Below are 3,026 nucleotides of genomic sequence, written 5' to 3' on the forward strand. Positions count from 1 at the left end.
CGGGAAGACCACGGACAGGTCAACAGCCGCAGGATCTGAAGGACCGACAGGTTAAACGACAAGCTCAGCGGTCGACGTAAACGAGAGCCGCGGTGCTACGGCTGATCTCCGCGTCGGTCTGGCCGTTGGGAGTGACGATGTGGATCAGGTTGCCGCGGGAGCCCGGCGTGATCTGCGCACCGGGGACGATCGCGGCGTCCTGAAGCCGGCGCATGATGCTTTCGTCCGTCTGCAACCGCTCGGAGATCCAGCTCACCGTGACCGGCCTGCCACCGCCGGACGAGGCGAGGTCGGCCGACGCCAGTAGGCTCACCGGGGCGGAAGCCGGCCGTGCCGTGGTGGGGTGCTGCTGGGAAGGCGGGATCTCGTTACCGAACGGGCAGCGCTTCGGATCGCCGAGCAGGACGCTGAGGCGCGCCTCGACCTCGTCGGAGATTACATGCTCCCACCGACAGGCCTCGTTGTGTACCAGCGCCCAGTCCAACCCGATGACCTTCGTGAGCAGCAGCTCGGCCAAGCGGTGCTTGCGCATGACGGCGGTGGCCCGCAGCAGGCCCTTCTCCGTGAACTGCACGGTCCGGTCGTCGGCGAGGCACACCAGCCCCTCGTTGGCCAGACGAGCCGTCGACTCGCTCGCGGCCGGCGCGCTGACATGCAGGCGCTCCACCAGACGCGCGCGCAGCGGGGGGATGCCCTCCTCCCTCAGCTCGTACAGGGTTCGGAGGTACATCTCGGTACTGTCGATCAATCCAGTCACCGGTCTCCTTCGTCCTCTCCAGGGTACGCTCAGCCTGGGACTCACAAGAGCCATCTGCCCCCCGAAGACCATGCCGGCTGGCCGGTTTCGATGTCTCGTCGGCCCCTTCCCCCGGACCGGGGTCGGTGTTCCACGACGTGTTCCATGGCCTCGGTCCGGCGGGTATGGCCTCGGTTCGGCGGCGTGTCCTCGTGCGGCACCCGTCCCGCGCGCGGGCTTGCACCCAGGGCCGGCATCGGCGCCCGCGGCACTAGACTCGACGCCATGAGCACGACTCAGATCGCGCCCGAGACATCGAACACCCAGACGGACGAAGGTGACGATCACTCTCACTACGCTCGTCGTGAGGAGATCGTTCGCGCGTCCATCGAGGGTGGCCGGGTTACGGCGTTGTGCGGCTACAAGTTCGAACCGGTGCGGGACCCCTCGCGTTTCCCGATCTGTCCGAAATGCAAGGAACTCGTCGAGATGGCCGAGCAGTTCGGCTGATCGCGCTGCGCCGGTACACAGTGCCGGGCGGCCACGGTCCTCGATGGCGGTCATTAGCCTTCGGTAATAATCGGTCGTTGCGGTAGATCGAGCGTGCCGGCGGGCTGTGGACGGTGTGCGGATGCCCCTGCCGATCGGGATCCACGGTGTCTCCTCGGGCCGGCTGCTCCGCGGCCCCGTATGATCTGTTGCACGAGCCAGACCCGGTGTCCCTCGCCGGCCCCAGTAGCTCAGTGGATAGAGCGACCGCCTCCTAAGCGGTAGGCCGCAGGTCCGATTCCTGCCTGGGGCACGTACTGCATCCACGCGGTGAAGGTGCCGGGTGGTTGTCGTACGCGGTGCGGGGGTGTTGGCGGCCACTTCCGCGAGATCGGCGACCGTGTCGAGGTCGCTGACCGGAATTTTGATCATCATCTGTACCTCCTGCTTCTCGTGATCGAGGTGGACGGTGAGCTGGGTGATCTCGTAGAGGCGTCGCTGTAGTGCCTCGGGTGCCTTGTCGAGCTTGAGCGTGAGTGTCGGTAGGGCGTCGAGGAGGGTGAGGCTGTCGGGGCCTGGCCGGTCGGGTTCGGCGTCGTCGGCCGTGTCGAGTTCTTTGATCTTCGCAAGGGCGGTCTTGCGCTCGGTGTCGAGCTGGTTGTAGGTGGCTCGCAGTCCCTGAGTGAACGGGTCATCGGGATCACCGTCTTGGGCTTGGCGGAGCAGGTTGTCCTGCCGCCGTCCAAGGTCGTCGATCTTCTTGCGGAGCCTGCTCCGTTCGGCCGCCCGCTCCTGGGTCGCGCGGTCGTCGAAACTGGCGAGTTCGGCGGCCAGCAGGGCGACCCGGCTACGGCCGAAGACGCGTTCGGTGTAGAAGTCGGTGATCGCGGCTTCGAGGACGTCTTCGCGGATGCGGACGGTCTTGGGGTGGTCGGCGAGCTTGTCGTCGCGGCCTCGGTTGTTCGCTTTCGGCCAGCAGATGTACCAGACGGGCGCGCCGGGTTCACGGACGTTGCCGAACATCCGCCGCCCACAGGTGCAGTGGACCATGCCCCGGAACACATACGTCCGCTTCGTCGCGGGATGGGCGTTGAGGTCGTCGTGCTGCCGGGAGCCGCGCCGGGACTGGCGGTGGGCGTTGAACTCGTCGAACATCCATTTCGGGATCAGCGGTTCGTGCACGGGCTGTTCGGACCAGACCCACTTCTCCGGCCCGTTGACCGCCCCGTGCCGTGAGCGGCTCGCCCTGCGGTTGAACACCTGGTAGCCGGTGTACTTCGGGTTACGCAGCAGATCGGCCACCGTCGACTTCGACCACGCCCCGCGCGCCCGGTAGGCCCCGCCGACCGGCTCGGGCGGCGGGTAACGCTCCAGATCTGCGTTGAGGGCCTCGGCGATCGCCCCATAGCCGAGCCCACGGTAGTAGCGCCAATGGGCGATCTGGGTGACGGTCTCGCCGCGTGCCCCGTCGGGTTCGAGGCGGGTCTTGGTCGCCCCTCGGTCGGCCTTGGCCGAGTTCGGGTGCCGGTAGTTGCGCGCCCGGTAGCCGTAGGGCGGTTTGCCGATGTTCCAGCCGTCCCGGACGTGGGTGCACAGCCCACCCCAGCTGCTTTCGAGGGTGTTCCAGACCTCGTGCTCGGCGACGGACTGGTTGATCCGCCGGTGCAGGATCTGCCCGGCCCGCGGCCCACCGACCTTGATCGGCTCGTTCCACGCCAGCAACGCCACCCCGGCCTTTTCGAGCTTGCGTTCGATCGCGAGGTTCTCGTACATCCGCCGGGCGATCCGCGACATCGACTCA

Annotated in this window: 2 protein-coding genes, 1 tRNA gene and 1 pseudogene; 2 read left to right on the plus strand and 2 right to left on the minus strand. The window is 67.2% G+C overall.

Annotated elements, in window-relative coordinates:
- Positions 1-64 precede the first annotated feature (64 nt).
- The gene (locus AC08OX_RS16550; RefSeq protein WP_476608646.1) at positions 65-829 is read right to left on the minus strand and encodes a metal-dependent transcriptional regulator; all 765 of its coding nucleotides are present in this window, start codon (positions 827-829) and stop codon (positions 65-67) included.
- A 192-nt stretch (positions 830-1,021) separates the two neighbouring features.
- On the opposite strand from AC08OX_RS16550, the gene AC08OX_RS16555 reads away from it, so the two are divergent.
- Together AC08OX_RS16555 and AC08OX_RS16560 are read left to right on the plus strand one after the other, a co-directional pair.
- Positions 1,022-1,246 (plus strand): DUF3039 domain-containing protein, encoded by a 225-nt coding sequence (locus AC08OX_RS16555; RefSeq protein ID WP_023839854.1) that lies wholly within the window; start codon positions 1,022-1,024, stop codon positions 1,244-1,246.
- 219 nt (positions 1,247-1,465) lie between these two features.
- Positions 1,466-1,538, plus strand: a tRNA-Arg gene (locus AC08OX_RS16560).
- A gap of 572 nt (positions 1,539-2,110) precedes the next feature.
- Here the strand turns inward: AC08OX_RS16560 and AC08OX_RS16565 are convergent.
- Positions 2,111-3,019, minus strand: a pseudogene (locus AC08OX_RS16565) (recombinase family protein); the annotation flags it as partial.
- Between the last annotated feature and the right edge of the window lie 7 nt (positions 3,020-3,026).

It is taken from the genome of Frankia sp. CoBUL1 (genome assembly GCF_978021245.1).

Bases quoted from the DNA above. Each gene is read 5' to 3' on its own strand.
- AC08OX_RS16550 (WP_476608646.1), bottom strand. From the start codon at position 829: ATGGTCTTCGGGGGGCAGATGGCTCTTGTGAGTCCCAGGCTGAGCGTA.
- AC08OX_RS16555 (WP_023839854.1), top strand. From the start codon at position 1,022: ATGAGCACGACTCAGATCGCGCCCGAGACATCGAACACCCAGACGGAC.